This window comes from Myroides odoratimimus (assembly GCF_030326305.1).
Taxonomy (GTDB): domain Bacteria; phylum Bacteroidota; class Bacteroidia; order Flavobacteriales; family Flavobacteriaceae; genus Flavobacterium; species Flavobacterium odoratimimum_A.
In genome coordinates this window covers 1-23,185 of record NZ_JACAKB010000032.1, presented here as the reverse complement: position 1 = coordinate 23,185, position 23,185 = coordinate 1, and the positions used below count along the sequence as shown (strand labels likewise).

Genomic DNA, 23,185 nt, shown 5'->3' with positions numbered 1-23,185 from the left:
CTACTTGTTTTTATTTCTTTAAATTTCTTTGTAAAATGACATAAATACCTAATAGATAAAAGAGTTAAAAAATATCGATACTATTTTTTTCGTATTATATTGAATAAAAATCTTTCAGAATACTTAACTCACCTTTTCTTAGTATACTACTGTCAATAAATCTCGCCTATAATCCTTTTTTTCAACAAACTTAAATTCATTGTTTTCTTATAACTCTGATTTAATCTAACTCTAAATGTAAATTTGCAGCTTTCTTTATCATACGACTTCCGTTTTTATCCTTATACTCATAAATTATTACATAGTAATAAGTTCCACTTGGTAATTTTTCATTCTTACCAATGGTTACACGCCCATCTGAATAACCTCTAAATACATTTATACTTCCATCTCCATTTGGATCGTATCCAGTAGTTTCATATACTTTTACTCCCCAACGGTTAAATATTTGCACTCGATTATTTGGATGTCTATTGATATTATCAATAATAAAATAATCATTCTTTCCATCTCCATTTGGTGTAACCAAATTGTAAATAACCACATCACCATCTAACAAAATATCTTTTTTTATAGTTGCTAATGTGAAAAAACCGTAATCTTTAATATTGGTAGGTGTAGTAACTTTTTTAGAAGACATATCCACTACTCCACCTTCATCTATCCATAATTGTTCTTTATCATCCCAACGAACAATATGCAATTCATTTTCTGGATCTTTCAAAATAGAGCTAGGTGTTGTACGTTCATCCCAAGTCAAAGTCAGAATAACAGTATTCTCACCTGATGACTTCCCAAGAATTTTCCAATATTCATTAGTGTTTAATTCTTTAATTACACCTGTAGTCTCTTTACGTTTATCAAAAAACAAAAGATCATCTTTATAATACTGTCCCAAAACAATAGATTTATTATTATCAGGAGCACTAATACTTGCAGGACGATAATAACCTTCTTGCCCTATAGGATACTCAAAGTATTCCTTTCCAATTTTCTCTACTTCTCCATCAATAAAACTATGATCTCCTACGTTTTTATGTTTTGAATTAGGTAAAAAACTAACCATTCCTAAAGATAAAGGACTATTAGATTTTGTAGAATTATCTACTTTTACAATACCATTTTTAAAGAAAGCCTCTCCTTGAATATCAATGTTGTTTTTTAAATCAAAGGCAACTCCATCTAATTTACTATCAAATACAATATTATAGAAAGAAGACAAGCCTCTACCCTTAATCAATTTAGCCTTTGTGAGATCATTTAAAATAAAATAGGCTGAAGAGTTTTTCTCAACAGATGTAATTCCATAACGTCCATCATTGGTAAAATCTTTATAGAAATACATAGCCCCATCATTTATAACATTTCCTTCTGTGGTATTAACAAAATCAAACTGTGTGGACATAATAGTCTCTGGATAAACAGAAATCACCCCTTTATTAATTAATTGTGTTTTATCACCTTCTTCCTGAGCATAAGTCAACTCATAAACACTACAAAACAACAGAATAATTAACTTTAAATAGTTTTGATTCATACACTTCTTTTTTTACTTTTTTAAACTCTTTTCCATACTTTATTTGAGTTTATATTTTAAAAAAATACAACGTCAATTAAAAGTATAAAATTACATATAATTAACATTACTAAATATTAATTTTAAAATTAATCTAATTAATATATAATTATAAATAAAAAAACACAAAACCAAAACAATACCTAAATATATACTTTAAAAAAACAATAAAACTTAAAAAACAAATCAAATCTGAACAAAAAAATAAAATCATATCGTATTAAATAATCAAATTTTATATTTGAAACATATAAATTCACAGAATTAATTAGCAGATTGGCAAAGAAAAAAAGTATAATAAAGTTTTTTTCGTTAATCTTTCAAAAACACTTACAAAACAAATATTACTTATGTATAGTATCTATAAACATGAAATTGCAACGAAATGTATTTAAAAAAGTAAAATAATGTTATTTCACCTTCGCAGCACATCTTAGTCTAGAGCAAGAGTTAAAGGATAAAAGTAATAGATGTATCGAATGAATTCAAGCAAAATATTAAAGTTATAATTCCCAAACAGAGAACGTTAATTACTTCTATTAAAAGAGAATGCTAAAGATGCTGATGTTAGTATACAGAAGATAGTAATAATGTCTAAGGCAATTTATAGTCTTATCAAGTAAAGATTATTGATCTAAAAGATTATAATTCTATGAATACACTTTCTAATACTTGAGAGTTAAAGAAGATAATCAATAATAAAAGTGAGTTCTTAATAATTATTTCTATTCCAAATTAATGAAACCAATAAGACACTAAATGAACTTTTAAAATGAAAACACCATATTCTAGTAGATAGAATATATTAATTGAGAAGAGTTACACTAGAAAACCTCGTTATAAAACTTTTTTTTAAGGATACTACACCAGTAAGCCTCTCTTATTCATAAAAAAGCCCCAAAAAGTTAAACACTTTTTGGGGCATATCTTTAATTTTAAAAAATTTATTACTTAGAGTTTAAAAAATTAATTGCTTCATTTAAAACTCTATCTATAAAAGTAGGTGAGCTCATTTGCGCTACTTCACTATCTGTTAGTGGAGATACTTGAATATTTGGTTTGATACCAACACCCTCTACTATAACACCCTCAGCATCTTTCATAGCTAATAATGGCATATAGAATTTTAATTTACCTCCCGCAATCTCATCTCTAGTACCTCCATTAAAATCATCTACAGCACCTAATCCTGCTGTTGCTCCAGCGCTATAGTCTCCTACACTCACTACATGATTTCCTTGTGACTTCAGCATTAATGTAGTGATTTCAGACATACTTGCACTACCTTTATCTGTTAAAACAGCAATAGGAATATTAGCTGGAATCCCAAAATTATGCGGTTTAGTCTTAGCCTCTACCCATGGAGTATAATTGAATCTACCATTTCCTTCTCTTGTTCTTTGGTAAGCAAATACAGCATTTTTAGTAATAAAACGATCTGAAATAAAACGTGCATCTACAACGGCTCCACCACCATTAGAACGTAGATCTATTATTATTTTCTTAATTTCCCCAGTATGTAATGGGTTTAAGAACTTCTGATAAAACTCTCCTCTTGTTAAAACTTGAGTTAAAGCACCTGTTAATTCTGGAAATCTATAACCAAAATTAACATGATTATCCATAAGACCTATAAACTCACCTACATAGAATTGTGTCGCTTCATTATATAAACTTCCGTATGGTGCAATCGTATTATATTTAGGCAATGCATTATAGGCTATTAGAGCATTTTGGGCAGCAAGCATTAGTTCATTACTAACCACTTCAGTTTGGTTAAACTTCGCTGCTTCTTCTATAAATTCTTTATACGCTTTTGAATTAGAATATTCATTGTATTCTTCTAGTATATTAAAGGTTACCTCTTTAATAGCATTACGCATATTCACATCTTCAATAGCCTTTAATTTATCAGAGGTCTCTAAAATATTTTTAGTCAATAATAGTGCATTCCCTTTTCCTGGATTTAAATAATTATTCGCTAATGTTATTTTTAAATTATTAGTTACTGCAAATTGACTGAAAGAAAAATAATAGATCTCTGGATTAGATTTTAAATTTCCTGCAATGATTCCAAAACTACCTGCATTAGACTTATATGCATTAGCAGTCACCCTATCTTTCATATAGTTATACTTCTGAGCAAATGGATACACATAAGGTCTTACCGTATCAAGTACTCCTCCATAGAGTCTTTCTGTTCTAATAATATTTTTATTAGTTGCAGGAAACTGAATATCAACAGAAAAATGGCGATCTATTATTGGATGTGTGATCTCTTTGAAGTACTGTAAAGCAGTTAAATAATCTTCATGTATTTGACCATCGTCCTCATTAGGTCTACCATAAGTTTGTAGAGCGGCGAATTTAGGGTAATATGTCTTATATACATTATCCCAGTCTAAGCCTTCTTGATCTTTCTGCTCATAAAAGTAATTATACTGCTGATCCATTGTCTTCCAAAAAACTTCAAATAAATCGGCATAAGATTTTACATCCCCTGCAGTAAATCTTCTCGGATCAGTAATTGTGATATCATCAGCAGAACAAGAGTTCAAAACTGTTAGTGAAGATAGTGATAATATAGATAAACCAAATATTGTTATTTTATGTTTTACTCTTTTCATCGTGTGTAATTTTATTAAAATTTATAAGCAGCTCCTATAGAAATCATGTGTGAATCTCTAGTATTCTTTTTGTTTCCTGGACTATCGTATTTATAAGTCTCTGTAAGACCATAAAGATAATTATAGCCTAGGTAGACGTCTATTTTATCTATCGCATAACCAACTTGAACCTGTCCTTGTAACCCCATAGACAATCTACGTAACTGATTTTCATTCTTCTTAAAATCATAGTTTTCAGAAACTGTTGTATAATTAAAAGAACCATCAGGTTGTAATTCAGAAAAAACTGGATACTGTCCTTTAGTTTTCATTTTTGCCCAATATTCGGTGTAGATACCTCCTGCTGCTTTAACCCAAACCCCATTAGTACTATATGGGTTGTTAATTAAGTATCCACCAACTAATAAGGGTACTGATATAAAATCATTACTATACTTAGAATACCACCCTTCGCGACTACCTGTTCTTTCAAATTCATAGTTTCTTTGTAGATATGAAACTCCTGTAGAAACGAATAAAGAATTCCAGACATTCATCTCTGCAGAGACATTTATTCCAAAACCTCCACGAGAATTATACTTAGAATCTACTAAATTCGAAATATTAGCATTTAATGAGGTATTAGTATACCCTAAATCAACCCCTACTTTGAATCGGTTTTCTTTTTGTTCAGTTTGCGCATAAAGACTCATGCTAAACATTGAGAGAAAGATAGCTGTTAAGCTACCTAGTTTTGTTGAAATCATAATTTATTATTTATTTAGTTAATCTAAATTAGTTAAAAATAAGTTATATTTAAAATAAAATTAACTAAAATTTATATACACAAAACTTAAAAATATATTTTTCCCTTCACAACCAATCAATTAACATATGTTTTAAATAATTTATAAAACATAATTATTAATTATAATAATTATAACTCAAGATATCACACTAATTACTTATTACATAATCTATACTTTGTAGATTCTTTAAAAAACATACGTTTTGAGAGAATTGATTTTATTAAAAATGAGAATACCATGAATTGATAGAGTATTTTTAAAAGCAAACTAAAAAGAAACAAAGAATTAAAAAAATGCCCAATAAGTATTAACTCTCTTATAGAGTCGGTTTTTAGTCTAAAGCCTCTTTTTGTTAGGGGCAAGTACGGTACTATATCTAATTCTATATTATTTTTATGGAGTACTGGCCACACAGGGTTGTAGTTTTGTTTGTTTTGACTACTCAAATTTCTATACCTATACTTTATTTTACAAAAGTCAAGACGACTTCAATATAGAAGAACACTAAATATAAAAAGCTACCTTATAATAACTAAGGTAGCCTTTTACTAATACAGACGACTTGGTTAAGAGTGTGTCTCTATAGGTTGAAAAGAAAAAAACTATGTATTATAGCTACGTTTTACTAATTGGCTAAAAAGAATAAAACACATCTTTTTCTCATACAACGTAAGCTTGTTGTTCTACTTTTTAAAAGTACATATTTTTAACAGAAAAAAATGTTTTTTTTACACCTAAAATAATTTTTTAACATTATTAAATACTTTTAATTAAATAGATAATTAAAAACAAACAACAATTTAATTAATTAACAAATATTTAAAAAAAAACAAACACAACCACATAGTACTAAAAAGAAACTTAGCTAACTAATGGTACTTTTTACTGTATATAATTAATTGATATCCCTTAAAAGGCTAAAAGTCATATAACTAAGCTTATTTTTTTTATTAAAGTCCGCAAATACAAAAACGTTTTCAAGTTAAATTATATCAAAATCAATACATTAAAAATACTTTGACTATAATTTATTATTGTGTTGAAATTAGCTCTTGATAACAATTAGGTATAAGTTGCTTTTATCCTATACTAGTTTAGATAGTATTTTAAATATTTGGTAAACACTCCACAAACAAGTTGTTGTTAAATTCATCTCTTTATTCCATTATGAATTGAGCTAACATATTGGGCTATGATATATTTTGTTTTCTATAGATTGCTTAATAGACGTATTTTCAATGAATTATTTCATTAAATATTTATTCATTTCATAAGATAGAACAAACTCTTTAAAAACTATCTATCAAATTTAAGGATTAATAAAAAATCGATTTTTACTCACTTAGCCACTAATACCACACTAGACAGAAATATAATAAATCATTATAACTAAACATGAAATCCCAATATATATAAACAGGATTTCTTATTTTCTTTCTTGTAAAAGATACTTATAGATTGCACCTCCTACGATAGCTCCTAATATTGGAGCTGTGATAAATAACCAAAGTTGAGGGATATACTCTCCTCCTACAAAAAGTGCTTGAGAAATAGAACGAGCAGGATTCACAGAAGTATTAGTAATAGGAATAGAGATTAAATGTATTAACGTTAATGCTAATCCAATTACAATCCCTGCGAATTTACCACTTGCTTTCTTATCTGTAGCACCTAGAATAATTAGAATAAAGAATGCTGTTAATACAAACTCTGTCACAAAAGCAGATATTAGATTAAACCCACTAGGTGATAAATGCCCATATCCGTTAGCTGCAAATGCCCCTGGCAGAGTATTGTCAATACAGCAAATTGAACTCCCCATATAGATTAGGTATAATACAACTGCAGCGCTTATTGCCCCTGCTAGCTGGGAACCGATATAAGGCAAGATCTCTTTAGCAGAGAATCTTCCTCCTATATACATCCCTATAGAGACTGCAGGATTAAAATGACCTCCCGAAATAGGTCCTACCGCATAAGCCATAGTCAAAACCGTCAGTCCAAAAGCCAAAGACACCCCTACAAATCCGATTCCTACATCAGGTACCCCTGCGGCAAATAAAGCACTACCACATCCACCTAATACCAACCAAAAAGTCCCAAAGAACTCAGCAAAATAATTTTTCATAGCAATTTAATTATGTTTACTATTAGGACTCTTTAAACCACAATAGTCACATAGTGCGAACATGGTTTAACGCTATACATAAGAATAAGCCAATTCTATTAACATCCCGTTAAAAACAAAAAAATAAGAGTAAAAATGCTTCAGTAAAATAATCTAATGCTAAGTTCTACCAAAACCTTGTTTTTGAATTTGTAAAACTTTAACCATATTAATGGCACTATTGACAAGTGTCTAAAAGAAGTAAAACCAATAATAGACAAGAATTATACAACAAATAACAACAATTGTATAAGTATAAAAAGAAAAGTGCTTTTACACCTATAAAAAGAGCTTAAAGTAGGTATCTATGTTTAAAAAACAAGTATATTTGTCTCATTGTTTTGAACAATTCAGACATAAAATGAAGAAATATCTATCCATATTATTCCTATTCTTATCCTTTTTAGTAACGGCTAGCCCTGTTATAGAGTGGTCTTGCACACAGGAAGTGATGACTTGTGGTATGGAGATGAGTACTAAGGGTGGTATGTCTTGTTGTGGTGGAAATATGGAGCAAAGCTCTCACAGCATGGATATGAATATGCCATGTTGTACAGTTGCTTCACGAGTACTAGTTACCATAGCAGAATTAAAAGTACAAACACCTAAAGTTATTCAAGATACAAAGAGCAAAACAGCTAATATTAAGTCGAAATGGTTTAACTCTAATTACTTAGAAGATTTAAAATCTATTGATTTAGTATCTGTTTCTCCCCTTTCTGTTTCTGTTTCCGGATTTAAGTATAAAGATATAGACCCCCTGTCTTATATCTGTATTTATCGTATATGATATTCTAAAAAAAAGTAACTAACTCATGCCCTACACTTTGGGCAAACTCTTAGGATAGTTACTTCATCCACACCTTTCACTCTATTACTAAATAAAAAGTATTACTTGAAGTATTTACCTTACAATGTACACTAAATAAGTATATAGCAACGTAAATACTTAGATATCCCTACTTAAGAAGTAATAGTACCTATCTGTGGATCAAATGATAATTACCTTTTTAGTTATCATCGCTAATCTAATTTTATCGCCTTTTAAGTTTATAAGTAATACCTTAACTTATACCATACCTATTGTTGCATAGAATCAAAGATTAGTAGATGTCATTTTTTAATACAGAAATACATATCTTATGCTTAATAAAATCATTAAGTACTTCTTACACAATAGAGTAATTACTCTATTACTACTAGTAGTAGTTATTGTATGGGGACTAATAACAGCTCCATTTAATTGGCACCAAAATATTCTGCCAAGCGATCCTGTACCAGTAGATGCTATCCCTGATATTGGTGAAAACCAACAGATTGTAGCAACTGAGTGGATGGGACGCTCTCCTAAAGATATTCAGGAGCAAATCACTTATCCGCTAACGACTTCTTTACTGGGTATCCCTGGTGTAAAAACAGTGCGTAGTAGCTCTATGTTTGGGATGTCGTTTATCTATATCATTTTTGAAGAGAATGTAGAATTTTACTGGAGCCGCTCGCGTATCTTAGAAAAACTAAACTCACTTCCTGCCGGTACATTACCTAAGGGTGTTATACCTTCATTAGGACCAGATGCTACTGCACTGGGACAAGTATATTGGTACACCCTAGAGGGACGTAATCCTGAGACAGGAGAGCCTACTGGTGGATGGGATCCAGATGAGCTACGTACGGTACAAGATTTCTACACTAAATATAACTTATCTGCTGCAGAAGGAGTTTCTGAGGTAGCCTCTATCGGAGGATATGTAAAAGAGTATCAAGTAGAGGTAAATCCTGATGCGATGCGCGCCTATAACGTATCTGTAATGGATGTGATGTCTGCGATTCAGAAAAGTAACCTGGATATCGGAGCAGAGACCATCGAAATTAATAAAGCAGAGTATTTAGTACGCGGTCTTGGATATATTAAAAATGTCAAGGATCTAGAAGACGCTGTAGTGACAATTCGTAATAATGTTCCTGTAAAAATCAAAGATGTAGCCTTCGTTAACTTAGGACCTGCTACACGTCGTGGTGGTCTAGATAAAGAAGGCATTGAAGCTGTAGGAGGTGTTGTAGTAGCTCGTTATGGAGCTAACCCTATGCATGTAATTAACAATGTAAAAGCTAAAATAAAAGAGATGGAAGCTGGTCTTCCTCAAAAAACACTTGCCGATGGTACAATATCTAAAGTAACTGTAGTTCCTTTCTATGACCGATCAGGATTAATACAAGAAACGATAGGCACATTAGAAACAGCCTTAGCACACGAGATATTAATCTGTATCATCGTAGTGATCGTACTTGTTATAAACTTGCGCGCGTCAGTAATTATTTCTAGTATTCTACCTATTGGTGTACTAGCGACTTTTATCATTATGAAGTATATGGGGATAGAAGCCAATATCGTTGCCTTATCAGGTATTGCTATTGCTATTGGAGTTATGGTAGATGTTGGCGTTGTATTTGTCGAGAGTATCATCAGGTACATGGAAGAAGAAAAAGCCCAAGGAATACAAAGTAAGGGAATGGCCTTTGTCAATCTTATTACCAAAGCTGTATCAGAAGTATCAGGGGCATTGTCAACAGCTATGCTAACCACAATTATCAGCTTCTTACCAGTATTTGCAATGGAAGCCCAAGAAGGAAAGCTATTTAAACCCTTAGCTTACACCAAGACCTTCGCTCTATTATCGGCATTTATCTTAGGGATCATCGTTCTTCCTACAATAGCCTACTATGTATATTCTATTAAAATAAACAAACAAAAACTGCGCAAAATAGCCAATTATATCTTAGCTATAGCAGGTATAGGACTGTGGATATACACAGGCGAGTTTATCGCTGTAACACTAACATTAGTAGCTATTAATAATCTATTTACACCAGGTTGGAAAACAGATACAATAGCCAATTATATCAATGTAGCCCTTGCCCTATTTGTGGCTTTATATTACCTTACAGTAGAATGGTTACCACTAGGCACGCAGCAGAGTACAGGACTAAACTTTGTCTTTGTGTTTTTAGCTATCGGATCTATATTAGGTGTATTATGGCTATTAGTGATCTACTATGAGAAAATCTTAAGGTGGGCACTTACTCACCGCTGGAAATTTATGAGTATTCCCATTCTAACATTAGTATTTGGAATGCTAGTATGGTTAGGAGTTGATAAGAGCTTTGGTTTTCTAGCCAAAGGCTTTGAGACTGTAGGATGGAAATCATTTAGAGAAACTGCTTTTTGGCAAAAATCAACACAGGCCTTCCCAGGTATTGGACAGGAGTTTATGCCTAGTCTTAATGAAGGATCATTCTTGCTAATGCCAACAAGTATGCCTCATACAGGTATTGAACAGAACCTTCAGTTTATCGGTACATTAGATAGACGTATTTCCAATATTCCTGAAGTAGAATTAACAGTAGGTAAATGGGGACGTGTAAACTCTGCTCTAGACCCTGCTCCTACTCAGATGTTTGAAAATACGATTAACTATAGGTCAGAGTATATCCTAGATAGCAATGGACATAGACAGCGATTTAAAGTTAATAAACAAGGAGATTTTGAACTCATCAATGGAACTACTTATAATGTAGAAGATGGTTTTAGACTTATCCCTAGAGATAGTTTAATTATAGACAAAGATGGTAAGTTCTTGCGTCAATGGCGCCCTGAGATTAAAAAGGCAGATGATATCTGGCAAGAGATAGTAAATGTATCTCACTTGCCTGGGCTAACCTCTGCTCCTAAACTTCAGCCTATCGAGGCTAGACTTGTAATGCTATCAACAGGTATGCGTGCGCCAATGGGATTAAAAGTATCTGGACCAGATTTAGAATCTATAGAAGCTGGTGGAAAAGCATTAGAGACTGCGCTTAAAGACATCCCTTCTATTATGCCTTCTACTGTATTTTATGATCGTGCGGTAGGTGCTCCTTATGTAGAGATCCACCTAAACAGACATAATATGGCTAGATACGGAATTACTGTATCTGACTTGCAAGATGTAATCGGTGCTGCTATCGGAGGAATGGCCCTAACCACTACTGTAGAAGGACGTGAGCGATTCCCAGTAAGACTTCGTTATCCTCGAGAATTAAGAGATAACCCAGAACAGCTAGCTAAAATGCTAATCCCTACTGCCACAGGAGCTCAAATTCCTTTAAGCGAGGTAGCCGATATAGAGTATGCTAAAGGCTCACAAATGATTCAGAGTGAAAATACCTTCTTACTTGGTTATGTCATCTTTGATAAAATAGAAACAAAAGCAGAAGTAGATGTAGTACACGAGGCAGATAAGCTATTACAAGCTAAGCTAGCCTCTGGAGAACTTACCCTGCCAAAAGGAGTAACCTATAAGTTTGCTGGTAATTATGAGCAACAAGAAAGAGCTTCTCAGCGATTACTATACATTGTACCACTGAGTTTATTAGCGATTCTTTTGATTCTGTACTTTCAGTTTAAAACCATTGCGGCATCGCTTATCCACTTCTCAGGAGTGTTTGTAGCCTTTGCAGGAGGTTTTATCTTACTTTGGTTATACGGACAACCTTGGTTTATGAACTTCTCTATCGGAGATATGAATATGAGAGACTTATTCCAAATGCACAATATCAATCTAAGTATAGCAGTCTGGGTAGGTTTTATCGCCTTATTCGGATTAGCTACCAATGATGGAGTGCTGATGGGAACTTATATACATGATACCTTTAAGGCTAGAGATCCTAAAACTAAAGAAGAAATTCGAGAAGCGGTAGTATACGCGGGACTAAAACGTGTAAGACCTGCAGCGATGACAACTGCTACTGCTCTAATCGCACTACTGCCTGTGATGACCTCTACGGGTAAAGGAGCAGAAATTATGGTACCCATGGCTATACCTACATTCGGAGGAATGCTAATACAGTCCATGACTATGTTTGTAGTACCAGTATTCCAATGTTGGTGGAGAGAATGGGCGGTAAAAAGAATTAAGAATTAAGAATTTCGATGGCGCAAATTTGCAATCCTTGACAAGTAACTACGAAATAATAAAACAATGAACAAAAATAAAACGTATATATATTTAGCCTTCTTAGCAGTGACTAGTTTCACTGCCACGGCTCTAGCCCAGCAGCAACCTAAAGATTCTCTATCGAGTTACCTCAATGTAGCCATAGAAAATAACCCAGGAATCAAAGCACAGAAATATGCTCACGAAGCCTTTTTACAAAAGATTCCACAAGCAGGTGCTTATAAGGATCCTGAGTTATCTATGGACTTCTACACAAAGCCTATGGATATTGTAGGTGGGCGATCTATTGGTAATGTAAGTATCATGCAGATGTTTCCTTGGTTTGGTACCCGTAAGAGCGCCCGTATAGAAGCTAGTCACATGGCTAATATGCAAAACGAGCAGTACAAAGAAGTAGTTGATAATATTACTTTACAAGTACATACCCAATGGTATGCAATGCAGAAACTAAACGAACAATTAAGAAATAATGAAGAGAACAGAAAACTCTTACAACAATTAGAACAATTAGCTCTTAGAAAGTTCTCTGCTCCTTCAAATACAGCAAAACCAAGTACAACTCCACAAGTAAGTAGTAAGACTGCCTCTACTCCATCTACTTCTGCATCCGCAGGTATGGGATCAATGAGTATGGGTGGTGGAGCTACTGCTAGTAGCGCACCAGCGATGTCTTCTTCTATGGGATCTAGTGGAGGTATGAGCGAGATGAGCGGCAGTAGCGCCTCAGGAATGTCTGATGTATTGCGTATCGGATTAGAGCTTATTGAAATAGAGAATAATATTGAAAGCTTACACTCTCAATTAAAAGCAGAGAAAGCAAAATTCAACGCTCTTTTAAATAGAGAGGCAAACCATGAAGTAGTCTTAGGTGACATAGAGAAAACACCTTTTATATATGGGGAGCAAGATGCTCTTCTAGCCATAGAAGCTAATAACCCTATGCTTTCAATGATCACAGAAGAAGGTCTTGCCTATAAAGCCAAGGCTGAAATGGACAAGAAAATGAGCTACCCTATGATAGGACTTGGATTGCAGTATATGGTTATCGGAAAGACTAATGATAAAATGCTAGCTATGGGCGATATGAATGGAAAAGATATGATTATGCCGATGATAACTGTTAGTCTTCCTATCTTCCGCAAAAAGTATAAAGCCCAACAAGAAGAAGGTAAACTATGGTGGAAGTCTAGTGAAGAGAAGTTCAAAGACACTTATAATACTTTAAAAAGTGAGTATTATGGATACAAAAGTCAATTAGATGATGCCCAACGAATTGTCACCTTGTATGAGAAGCAAACTACATTGGCTGAGACAACTTACAACCTTATTATCAAAGAATTTGTAACAGGTAAAAGTGATTTAACCAATGTAATACAAGTACAACGTCAATTATTAGATTACCAATTAAAAAAAGCAGAAGCAATTGCTAACTACAATACCATGGTAGCTTCTATCAAGAAATTATTAGCAGTACGTGACAACACACAAAATATTTAGGCAATGGAGAAAATAAGAAATATATTCAAAAACAATATTGTGCGTTATAGTGCAATATTACTTGTAGGTTTATTATTAGGATGGATGGTCTTTGGTGGTGCAGGATCGCATCAGCACAATACAGAACCAGCTACTACAGAAGAGGAAAATACGGTATGGACCTGTTCTATGCACCCTCAAATCAAAATGGATAAACCAGGGAAGTGTCCTTTATGTGCTATGGACTTAATTCCACTTAAATCTTCTGATGGCGGTGATGATGCAATAGACGATCAGGCAATCCAAATGTCTAAAGAAGCTGTCGCTCTTGCTAATATACAGACTACTGTGGTAGGACATCAAGATGCTGTAAAAGACATTCAACTCTATGGAACCATACAAGTAGATGAGCGATTACAACAATCTCAAACTTCCCATGTCAATGGTCGTATCGAAAAGTTATATGTTAACTTTACAGGAGAAGCCGTAAAACAAGGACAACTAATTGCTACTATCTATTCTCCTGATCTGTTAACAGCTCAACAAGAGTTATTAGAAGCTGCTAAGTTAAAAGACTTACAGCCCTTATTATTAGACGCAGCAAAAGAAAAATTGCGCATTTGGAAGATGTCTGAAGCTCAAATAAGCAAAGTCTTAAGCTCTGGGAATGTTTCTCCTTTTGTATCTATACATGCAAATACAAGTGGTATTGTCGTGGCAAAAAATGTTAACCAAGGAGATTATATCAGTCAAGGAACTGTGCTTTATAATATTTCTAATTTATCTAAACTGTGGGCTGTATTTGATGCCTACGAAAATGACCTTCCATTTATCAAAGAAGGAGATGTATTAGAATATACACTTCAGAGTTTGCCAGGAGAAGTATTTAAAGGAAAAATTGCTTTTATCAACCCTATTATAGATGCTACTTCTAGAACAGCTAAAGTAAGGGTAGAAACAGATAATAGAAATAATAACCTAAAACCTGAGATGTACGCAAGTGCAAAAATATCAGCTCCTTTAAAACAGTACAATAAAGAAATGGTCATTCCTAAATCTTCTGTACTATGGACTGGTAAACGCTCTGTAATCTATGTAAAACAACCCAATACCACTACTCCTGCCTTCAAGCTAAGAGAAATCGTATTAGGGCCTTCACTTGGAGAGAATTATGTAGTGATGTCAGGACTTGAAAATGGAGAAGAAATCGTAACCAATGGAGTATTTACAGTTGATGCCAGCGCACAGTTAGAAGGAAAACGCAGTATGATGAACAATGATAATGCTCCTGCTGCTACAAGTCACGCTCACAGTACTACAGCAAGTGCTAATCTAGAACATGCCATTCTTAAAGTAAAAGGAAACTGTGACCTGTGTAAAGAAAGAATAGAAACCGCTGCCAAGAAAGTAAAAGGGGTATCTACTGCTTCTTGGGATGTAAAAGAAAAAGTATTACACCTTAATTTTGACAAGAAACTAACCTCTAAAGCTGCCATATCTAAGGCCGTAGCTAAAGTAGGTCACGATACAGAACTAGACAAAGCAACAGATGCAGATTATAAAGCCTTACACAGCTGTTGTCAATTCGAAAGATAGTAAGTCGCTTGGCTCAAATTAAGAGTTAAGAATTAGGAATTGTATGCCTTAAGACATTAGATACTTATATAATGTGATATGGTTTGTGTAGAACGTATATCCACAATACACTTCCACAACGGTAGGCTTTCCCAGAACTACTATGTATTACGACAACACACAGAAATACAAAAACAGAAAAAAGAATGCAGACCTACTCTACCTTCTTTTTTCTAACTTTACTTGACAAAAAAGATGTTGTCGCAGATTTATAATCTGTGACTTGAAATAAAAGAACAAATATCAAATAACAATCAAATGAAAAAAGTAATTTTAAGTTTTGCAGTATTAGCTTTCACACTTACTGCATGTAATGACAAAAAACAAGAAACAACAGCTCCAACAACACAAGAGCACGCAGGACATGATCACGATGATCACACTACAGCTAGCGCTGTAGAGAAAGTAACAACAGTAAAAGAATCTAATGTATTACAATCTACTCTTGATGCTTATTTCTTAGTTAAAAAAGCACTTCAACAGGACAATCAAGAACAAGCTGCTACGGCTAGTAAAACACTAGTAAATAATCTTAATGCAGTAGTAACAGAAGATGCTACAGCAAAACAACTAGTGAAAGAATTAGTAGAAACAGCTACTAAAATTGATGCAGTAGACATTAAAGTACAAAGAGAAGAATTCGAAGACCTAACAGAAGACTTAATAAAACTAATCAATACCGTTGGAACAGACAGAGTAGTATTTGAACAATACTGCCCAATGTACAACAACGGTGAAGGTGGTCAATGGCTAAGCGATGTAGAAGACCTATCTAACCCATTATACGGTTCTTCAATGCTTAAATGTGGTGCGAATCAAAACAAAATCACATTTGAAACTAAATAGGCTTATAGTCTAAATAATAAAAGGCTGTCTGGTGTAAGGACAGCCTTTCTATTTTTAATCTAATAAAAAGGTTATTTTCTAATTAGAGTTACCCTAGGTAGATTACTCATCTTAAACTCTACTTCACTCTCTGATTTATAAGTAAAAGCATACTCTGTTAATAGACCTCCCATATCTATTGATAAACGATAATACCCCTTTTTATTCTCCTGTACTACCTCTACTTGATTTGGATCTACTTTATCCATAGCATTAATCTGCCCTTGATAACAAGATGATACTACGTTCACTACACATAGATCATTTGCCTTTAGATTAAAACTGTGAAAATTATACTCTGTACTTCCTTTAACTACCCATTGTCCTTGTAACCATTCAGGTATTTTTATCTTATGAGAATGTGATACGCCTACTTGTATTGACCCTTCAGGATTACTTGCTGCTTTATTATCATCTGAAGAACAAGCTAATGCCATAGATGCCACCATTAGTAATAGAACAATTCTTTTCATTTCATATTTTTTAAATATTAGTACTACTTCCTTTGTTTCCATAGGAACGACAAAGATATATTCTATAAACAACTCACTCTTACGGTTTTCCTCATACACAAAAACAAAACAACTGATTTTAAAACATTTAGAACAATTCTACTTTATTGCTACTATATGCTCTAAAACTGAAAATATAAACTTGATGAGTTCAAAAGATGCTAAAAAACAAGGTGCTTTTATACAGTGGAACCACCCTCCTTATAAACAAAAGACTAAAGATCAATGGGAAGCTCCACAACAAAGATTGCTAGAGGAAGGACTATTAGATGGAATAGAAATTGTAGGTCATACTAATTTATTTACCAAAGCAATGCAATGGGCTGATCAATATCAATTAACGATTACTTCTTCTTCAGATATTCATTATCTTATAGATACAAAGCATGAGTTTTATCACCGTCCCATCACACTTATCTTTGCTAAAGAAAATACTGTTGAAAGTATCAAAGAGGCTCTTTTTCAAAAAAGATCAATCGCATATTACAAAGATCAGTTAATTGGAGATAAAAAATTCACCGAAGCTATTTTTACCACTTCAATAAAAGCAGAATATTTTGACTGTTCAACTGAGAAAAAAAGTAAGACCTTTGCGTTAAACAATACAAGTGATATTCCTTTTAAACTTACACTTATCCAGGCAACAAGACAATATAACTATCCTAAAGAGATCTTATCAAGTTGAAAATATTATGGATTTAAATAAGAAGAAGTTACAGGTTACTTTTTAACCTAGAAAAACAACGTAGATATAACTTTTTAAAAGTACTATAAACCAAATGTCGTAGTAAGTTTATCAGTACCCACCTTGGTAACCACAGGGGTTGTCTTTTTTTACAATGAAACGGCCCCTTACTTTTTCTATCTATACTCTAAGACAAAACATTTTCTATACAGCAACCTTATTGGATTACCTCTTTTTATTTTTCGATTGCAATATAGTCTTCTTAAAAAGTTATAGGTGCTGGTAAATAACCTTCTTTTTAATAGTGAGGTCGTCTTGACTTTTGCAAAATAAAGAAGGGTTATAGAAATTTGTGTCGCTAAACAAACAAAACTACAACCCTTTATACCAAATACTCCACAAAGATAGTATAGAATTAGATATAGTCCCTCAACAGGCGTATGGCAATCTTGTTGGACAGAATTATAAAAAAAGATAAAAGTTCCTCTTTTATAAAAAACAAAGAGGGAGCCCAAAAAGTCCCCCCCCTCTTCTATATCTTTTTAGTACTTACTAACTCCACTATCACTCCATACTTCCCTTCAGGAAGTGTTAAATAAAAATTAGGAGTCCCTAGACTAAAATTTAAGACACCTTCAGTGTTTATCTCAATATCTGTAATGCTAATATCTATTAATTGATATTTACTATCTAGTAACATTATTTTATAGATTTCACCATGAGCTAAAAACTCTAAAACATTTTTGTCTAAATGAACACCTTTAGCCTCTGCATTATCATTTTCTAAACTTGTTGTTGTGTAAAAACTATATACATAATTTCCTTTTATAGATTTTCCAATGTATGCTATCTGTTCTGAAATATTATATCCTATCTTCTGTTTAATATCAAAAAGAGTCTCCTGTGAAGCATTGGCTATATTATCTATAAGTCCTGGTATTAGATTTAGCTCTTCTATGATTTCCTCTCCATTACTATCCTTGCGTTTAATATATAAAACTTCTCTATCACTCTGTCCTATCTTACCATAATAGACGTTGTTTCCTATTAATTTACCTTCTATTAATGCTATGATTTCTTCTTTATCTATAAAAGAACTCCAACTAGTACCTGTCCAATAGTAATACCCTAACACTAGTCCTTTTTCGCTGTCTTCTGTTTGATTAAAAACAAGTAATCCTATATTACGTGGATCATCATGATCACCTATTATAGGAGCAAAAAGACCTTTATCTGTCAAAGCTACTTTAGGTAATAACACCCCTTTATTGCCATCAGGGCTATGCACTTCTAACATAGAAGCTGAAGCAGGTCTTTGTACTCCAATCCCTACTTGGGAATATCCTGCTAAGGATACCCCAAATAAGAATAATATTAAAACTAACTTTTTCATGCTTCCTTTCTTACTTCGAAGCAGTGTACTCAAAAACTACTTCATAATCACCATTGTCTAATGCTATATACATTCCATTCTGACCAAAATAGAATGTCAATTCGTTACCACTTACACTTACATCAGTAACTGTAGATACCACTACTTGTTTTGTTTTAACATCAATGATATTGGCTGATAGCAATGTCTCTATAGTAGCAGTACTATCTTGATATGTTACTGTTCTGGTACCACCTTCCACTACTTCTTTTTTATCAGAAGGTTTAGCTGTAATACTTCCTATAAAAGTCACATCATATCCGTCAGCATGGTTCACTTTTATTTTCCTTTTACCTCTATAGACAATATTTCCATCAATAGAGGAATTAACCGCCACATCCACAGAATCCGTTATAATTTTTATCTCTGTTTGCTGTAAGATCTTCTCTACAACACTGTTATTTACAGTCTCTTCGATAACCTTTTGTACATCTTTAGAGATATCTATTGGATTTTTATTATTGTCTTTATCTACTATATAAAGAAGGTTCTGTCCATCTATATCTCCATAATATACATTACCTCCTTCGGTGGTATAGTTATTAACTGTATTGAAGATTTCTTGTTTTAATGTTTCGCTGTTTTGTACCGAGTTAATTACATCATTTGTCATATTGATGTAATATGTCTTACCATGCTCTGCTTTATAAGAGTAATAAATATCTCCTTTTTTAAGATCTTTGGACTCTAATACTTGTGTAGATTCTCCATCTATTACCTGACCATCAGCATTTACAACATGTTTGAAGATTTCTGTTTGCGTCTCATTATTCTCTAAAGAAACTTCGTGTTTGTCGTTATTATCATCTAAATAGACTAAAAACTCACCTTCTTCTCTTTGCTCTACCCATACGTTATTTGGAGCTTTTTTAATAATCTGGTTAATAATCTCTGTATTGGTATTATTCTCAAAGATCTCTTTAAAGTTGCTATTAACCACTCCTAATACATCAATAGGAGTTCCGTTATCATCTGGCATATCATCAATAGGATTGCCATTAGGATTATTCTTTAACCAGTCTGTTATGGCTTTCTCTGAGAAGTAAATGTATTTTAATATTTTATCCTCACCTTCTACGTTAGTTTTTATTTCGCGTATAAATGTATTGGTCTGTTCTTCTTTAACAGCTGTTTTAAAATCGATCTCCTTTTTATCATATCCTCCTCCTTCTTTTGGCATTAGATAAGTAAACAAATGAGATTCTGGATTATACGAAACTAAATAACTAATATCTTTTTCTGTTCCTCCATCGATAATGGTAATTTCTTTAATCTGAGTTTCTAATGTTGTCTGAAGTTCAGTTAACTTCTCGATTACTTGACTATTTGCTGCTACTTTTTCCCATTTAGTAGAAGCCCAGTAGTAAAAACCATGTTCTAATACACTACCACTATTATAAACTATTACACCATCTGGATTTGTACCTCCATTTAATTTGTGATCTTCGCCTGATAATTCAATTCGAGGAAGTAAAACCCCTTTATTTGTTGCTTGAATATCAAGCATAGCAGCTTTACTAATTCTCTTAGTTCCAATACCCAAACCTGCCTTATCTTTTTCTTGTGCTAAAGCAACCGTACTTAAGGCTAATACTAATAGTGTGATTATATTTTTTTTCATCTTTTTTTTGTCTTTAATTCTTAAACTAATACTTTTAATTACTCTTTGATTCTACAGTTGACACATAGTTAATAATTACCTCATACTCACCTGATAGTAGAGTTGTTTGTAAATTTCCCATACCGAATTTGAATTTTAATATTCCTCCTTCGTACTTAACCTCTGTAACTGAGTTCTGTACTAATTGTTTTCCTTTTAAAATCTGAACACTTAAAAGAGAATTAAAATTATCTATTCTAAAACCTGCGTTAAACTCTGTATTGTAGTCTGCTCCTATAGTACTATTATAGCTATCTACTTTAGCTTTATACTTGCCTTTAAATACAGAAAAACCATCATGTGATTCGTTTATCTTCACAGCTGTTCCAGTTATAAGTTTTATCTCTGTTTGCTGTAGGATCTTCTCTACAACACTGTTATTTACAGTCTCTTCGATAACCTTTTGTACATCTTTAGAGATATCTATTGGATTTTTATTATTGTCTTTATCTACTATATAAAGAAGGTTCTGTCCATCTATATCTCCATAATATACATTACCTCCTTCGGTGGTATAGTTATTAACTGTATTGAAGATTTCTTGTTTTAATGTTTCGCTGTTTTGTACCGAGTTAATTACATCATTTGTCATATTGATGTAATATGTCTTACCATGCTCTGCTTTATAAGAGTAATAAATATCTCCTTTTTTAAGATCTTTGGACTCTAATACTTGTGTAGATTCTCCATCTATTACCTGACCATCAGCATTTACAACATGTTTGAAGATTTCTGTTTGCGTCTCATTATTCTCTAAAGAAACTTCGTGTTTGTCGTTATTATCATCTAAATAGACTAAAAACTCACCTTCTTCTCTTTGCTCTACCCATACGTTATTTGGAGCTTTTTTAATAATCTGGTTAATAATCTCTGTATTGGTATTATTCTCAAAGATCTCTTTAAAGTTGCTATTAACCACTCCTAATACATCAATAGGAGTTCCGTTATCATCTGGCATATCATCAATAGGATTGCCATTAGGATTATTCTTTAACCAGTCTGTTATGGCTTTCTCTGAGAAGTAAATGTATTTTAATATTTTATCCTCACCTTCTACGTTAGTTTTTATTTCGCGTATAAATGTATTGGTCTGTTCTTCTTTAACAGCTGTTTTAAAATCGATCTCCTTTTTATCATATCCTCCTCCTTCTTTTGGCATTAGATAAGTAAACAAATGAGATTCTGGATTATACGAAACTAAATAACTAATATCTTTTTCTGTTCCTCCATCGATAATGGTAATTTCTTTAATCTGAGTTTCTAATGTTGTCTGAAGTTCAGTTAACTTCTCGATTACTTGACTATTTGCTGCTACTTTTTCCCATTTAGTAGAAGCCCAGTAGTAAAAACCATGTTCTAATACACTACCACTATTATAAACTATTACACCATCTGGATTTGTACCTCCATTTAATTTGTGATCTTCGCCTGATAATTCAATTCGAGGAAGTAAAACCCCTTTATTTGTTGCTTGAATATCTAAAGCTGCAGAAGGGTTAGGAACGTGTCCTCCAATACTAAAACCTAAATCCTGAGCTTTTACATTTATTAAACCAAAACCAGTTAAACAAATTGCTAAGAGTACTTTTCTTTTCATATTATTTTTATTAATCATTTTTACTTAAAAGCTTTAAAACAAAGATACAGAACATGAGAATTATTCAAAATATCAAAATAAAAATAAGCGATAAACAATAAAATTATAATAAAAGCAAAATTATTATTAATACTAAAGTTGTTTTTATAAAAAAAAACAATTAGTTGTTTTAGTACTAAAATCTACATAAAGAGATATAAAACAACTAGAATACTTATTCTAGTGAATTACCTAAATATCCTTAATTAGAACAAGTATAATAAATCACAAAAAGCAACATCTATCAATTATTAAAAATAAATACATTTCTAATTCGTAATACTTTCATTTTTTTCAAGCTTAACACTCTAAACAATCCTATTACATCTTTAAGCCCTACCTCTTTGAAAAAAAAATCAAAAAACACTTAAAAAAGCACTGTAATTTAAAGGCCTTGAAGATTAAGAAACTCTTTTATTAAAATGTAATTGATAAAAAGCGCTTAAACTATATCATATTGAAATAATAAACAGGAATTAAATCTTCTCAAAAAATCACATTCAAAATATTAATCAATATCATTTCTGTGATTTTTGGTACAAAATCTGAATCAATTACACTAAATGCAAAGATTTATAGTGTTAAATAAAGATTATTTTCATTTGTATTTTAAATGTGAAATTATGAGAACTAAAAACATAATCATAGACTTATCTGAATCAGAGCAGTTAAGTCTTTTTTGAATAATATCATCGAGTTATCCGTTTAATATCGGTTAATCATATTTAAAAAGGAGTTGGTTTTATTTTAACCATCTTTACAAACGTGTAATGAAAAATTGTTTTCTTGAAATAACAATACAATAAAAACAATCTTTATGTCAATAATCTATATTAGGCAGAGTTAAAAACTATAGAATAAATTTTAAACTCTAATTAGTTCAAGAACTAGAACAAAGAGAACTTAGCCTTTCACAAGCAAAATTAAAATATGGCATTCAAAGCAATTTAACTATTTACTAATGATTACCTTAGCACACGACAAAAGTATTAATTAGTTGATTTTAAGATAAATAAAGGGAGGAATTATTTGTAAAAAAATACAGAACTTCTAACAACTATAAAAGCCAATTTTAAAGGTAAATTAGGGTTAGCTAGGATCCGACTTATTTG

Annotated in this window: 14 protein-coding genes; 6 read left to right on the top strand and 8 right to left on the bottom strand. The window is 32.3% G+C overall.

Features of this window, described 5'->3' with window-relative positions; genetic code table 11:
- Positions 1-220 precede the first annotated feature (220 nt).
- From HX049_RS16035 to aqpZ, 4 genes are all read right to left on the bottom strand, one after another.
- On the bottom strand, positions 221-1,537 hold the full coding sequence (locus HX049_RS16035) for a gliding motility-associated C-terminal domain-containing protein (RefSeq protein ID WP_286417112.1): 1,317 nt from the start codon (positions 1,535-1,537) through the stop codon (positions 221-223).
- Positions 1,538-2,523: 986 nt separating this feature from the next.
- The gene (locus HX049_RS16030) at positions 2,524-4,203 is read right to left on the bottom strand and encodes a S41 family peptidase (RefSeq protein WP_286417110.1); all 1,680 of its coding nucleotides are present in this window, start codon (positions 4,201-4,203) and stop codon (positions 2,524-2,526) included.
- A 14-nt stretch (positions 4,204-4,217) separates the two neighbouring features.
- Positions 4,218-4,949 carry an outer membrane beta-barrel protein gene (locus tag HX049_RS16025; protein WP_286417109.1) on the bottom strand — a complete coding sequence of 244 codons (732 nt, stop codon included), beginning with the start codon at positions 4,947-4,949 and terminating at the stop codon, positions 4,218-4,220.
- 1,468 nt (positions 4,950-6,417) lie between these two features.
- Positions 6,418-7,119: an aquaporin Z gene (aqpZ, locus tag HX049_RS16020; protein WP_286417108.1), complete on the bottom strand. Its 702-nt coding sequence runs from the start codon at positions 7,117-7,119 to the stop codon at positions 6,418-6,420.
- A 346-nt stretch (positions 7,120-7,465) separates the two neighbouring features.
- Between aqpZ and HX049_RS16015 the strand changes: the two genes are divergently transcribed.
- The 5 genes from HX049_RS16015 to HX049_RS15995 all read left to right on the top strand — a co-directional run bounded on the left by HX049_RS16015 (position 7,466) and on the right by HX049_RS15995 (position 16,109).
- Entirely contained in the window at positions 7,466-7,948 is a 483-nt protein-coding gene (locus HX049_RS16015; RefSeq protein WP_286417107.1) for a hypothetical protein, read from the top strand.
- 352 nt (positions 7,949-8,300) lie between these two features.
- Positions 8,301-12,119, top strand: a complete 3,819-nt coding sequence (locus tag HX049_RS16010; RefSeq protein WP_286417106.1) for an efflux RND transporter permease subunit — start codon at positions 8,301-8,303, stop codon at positions 12,117-12,119.
- A 57-nt stretch (positions 12,120-12,176) separates the two neighbouring features.
- Positions 12,177-13,649 (top strand): TolC family protein, encoded by a 1,473-nt coding sequence (locus HX049_RS16005; protein ID WP_286417105.1) that lies wholly within the window; start codon positions 12,177-12,179, stop codon positions 13,647-13,649.
- Between the two features lie 3 nt (positions 13,650-13,652).
- A complete protein-coding gene (locus HX049_RS16000) occupies positions 13,653-15,224 on the top strand; it encodes an efflux RND transporter periplasmic adaptor subunit (RefSeq protein WP_286417103.1) in 1,572 nt (523 codons plus the stop codon).
- Between the two features lie 297 nt (positions 15,225-15,521).
- On the top strand, positions 15,522-16,109 hold the full coding sequence (locus HX049_RS15995) for a DUF3347 domain-containing protein (protein WP_286417101.1): 588 nt from the start codon (positions 15,522-15,524) through the stop codon (positions 16,107-16,109).
- A gap of 71 nt (positions 16,110-16,180) precedes the next feature.
- Here the strand turns inward: HX049_RS15995 and HX049_RS15990 are convergent, their stop codons facing one another.
- Complete coding sequence (locus HX049_RS15990) at positions 16,181-16,621, bottom strand: hypothetical protein (protein WP_286417099.1); 441 nt, start codon at positions 16,619-16,621, stop codon at positions 16,181-16,183.
- 184 nt (positions 16,622-16,805) lie between these two features.
- Between HX049_RS15990 and HX049_RS15985 the strand changes: the two genes are divergently transcribed.
- Positions 16,806-17,345 carry a hypothetical protein gene (locus tag HX049_RS15985; protein ID WP_286417097.1) on the top strand — a complete coding sequence of 180 codons (540 nt, stop codon included), beginning with the start codon at positions 16,806-16,808 and terminating at the stop codon, positions 17,343-17,345.
- Between the two features lie 532 nt (positions 17,346-17,877).
- Here HX049_RS15985 and HX049_RS15980 read toward each other — a convergent pair.
- From HX049_RS15980 to HX049_RS15970, 3 genes are read right to left on the bottom strand one after another with little or no spacing between them, the layout of a single operon-like run.
- Positions 17,878-18,738 carry a hypothetical protein gene (locus HX049_RS15980; protein WP_286417095.1) on the bottom strand — a complete coding sequence of 287 codons (861 nt, stop codon included), beginning with the start codon at positions 18,736-18,738 and terminating at the stop codon, positions 17,878-17,880.
- Positions 18,739-18,748: 10 nt separating this feature from the next.
- The gene (locus tag HX049_RS15975; protein ID WP_286417093.1) at positions 18,749-20,398 is read right to left on the bottom strand and encodes a hypothetical protein; all 1,650 of its coding nucleotides are present in this window, start codon (positions 20,396-20,398) and stop codon (positions 18,749-18,751) included.
- Positions 20,399-20,432: 34 nt separating this feature from the next.
- Complete coding sequence (locus HX049_RS15970) at positions 20,433-22,034, bottom strand: hypothetical protein (protein ID WP_286417091.1); 1,602 nt, start codon at positions 22,032-22,034, stop codon at positions 20,433-20,435.
- Positions 22,035-23,185 lie beyond the last annotated feature (1,151 nt).

Bases quoted from the DNA above. Each gene is read 5' to 3' on its own strand.
- HX049_RS16035 (WP_286417112.1), bottom strand. From the start codon at position 1,537: ATGAATCAAAACTATTTAAAGTTAATTATTCTGTTGTTTTGTAGTGTT.
- HX049_RS16030 (WP_286417110.1), bottom strand. From the start codon at position 4,203: ATGAAAAGAGTAAAACATAAAATAACAATATTTGGTTTATCTATATTA.
- HX049_RS16025 (WP_286417109.1), bottom strand. From the start codon at position 4,949: ATGATTTCAACAAAACTAGGTAGCTTAACAGCTATCTTTCTCTCAATG.
- aqpZ (WP_286417108.1), bottom strand. From the start codon at position 7,119: ATGAAAAATTATTTTGCTGAGTTCTTTGGGACTTTTTGGTTGGTATTA.
- HX049_RS16015 (WP_286417107.1), top strand. From the start codon at position 7,466: ATGTTTAAAAAACAAGTATATTTGTCTCATTGTTTTGAACAATTCAGA.
- HX049_RS16010 (WP_286417106.1), top strand. From the start codon at position 8,301: ATGCTTAATAAAATCATTAAGTACTTCTTACACAATAGAGTAATTACT.
- HX049_RS16005 (WP_286417105.1), top strand. From the start codon at position 12,177: ATGAACAAAAATAAAACGTATATATATTTAGCCTTCTTAGCAGTGACT.
- HX049_RS16000 (WP_286417103.1), top strand. From the start codon at position 13,653: ATGGAGAAAATAAGAAATATATTCAAAAACAATATTGTGCGTTATAGT.
- HX049_RS15995 (WP_286417101.1), top strand. From the start codon at position 15,522: ATGAAAAAAGTAATTTTAAGTTTTGCAGTATTAGCTTTCACACTTACT.
- HX049_RS15990 (WP_286417099.1), bottom strand. From the start codon at position 16,621: ATGAAAAGAATTGTTCTATTACTAATGGTGGCATCTATGGCATTAGCT.
- HX049_RS15985 (WP_286417097.1), top strand. From the start codon at position 16,806: ATGAGTTCAAAAGATGCTAAAAAACAAGGTGCTTTTATACAGTGGAAC.
- HX049_RS15980 (WP_286417095.1), bottom strand. From the start codon at position 18,738: ATGAAAAAGTTAGTTTTAATATTATTCTTATTTGGGGTATCCTTAGCA.
- HX049_RS15975 (WP_286417093.1), bottom strand. From the start codon at position 20,398: ATGAAAAAAAATATAATCACACTATTAGTATTAGCCTTAAGTACGGTT.
- HX049_RS15970 (WP_286417091.1), bottom strand. From the start codon at position 22,034: ATGAAAAGAAAAGTACTCTTAGCAATTTGTTTAACTGGTTTTGGTTTA.